1 protein-coding gene is annotated in these 492 nt (G+C 34.6%); it reads right to left on the reverse strand.

Translation table 11 applies throughout. The features are described from left to right. Positions 1-16: 16 nt before the first annotated feature. Positions 17-492: hypothetical protein (locus LIZ66_RS18385; protein WP_227227652.1), on the reverse strand; the 476-nt coding region annotated here is incomplete at its 5' end.

Consider the following 492-nt stretch of genomic DNA (forward strand, 5'->3'; position numbering starts at 1 on the left):
GGTCTAGGCATTTGAATCATCCTTTCTCTTCGTAGTCAGCTTTGCGTTCTTCAATATATTTTTTCAATTCTACATGAAAACGGATTCTGGCTTTGAATTCTACACAATTGTAATATTTCTTCAAGCGTTCAATATCAACAGATTGTTTTAACCTTTCGAACTTTAATGGGTCAACTTCACCAGAAGTATATTCTCTATATAGGTCAAAAAGTCTATCTGGGTTGAGTCCAACCTGGTCTGCATAATTCTTGATCTTTTCACGTTGGATCCGTTCCATATATTCCTGGATGTAATCCATGAATTTTTTTCCTTTTTTGACAATCAGAATTCCATTCTCAATATCTGATAATACTATTTTTGCGTATCTTTGCTGTATTTCAGTTAACATACCGAGATTCTTTTTGATTTCCTTAATAGCAGCAGACTTTAATTCGTCATAGTCATCGGAATCTTCCACGTCTTCCATTGTTATGATCCTAAATTGTGCCTCCA

This window comes from Blautia faecis (genome assembly GCF_020554845.1).
Taxonomy (GTDB): Bacteria; Bacillota; Clostridia; order Lachnospirales; family Lachnospiraceae; genus Blautia_A; species Blautia_A faecis.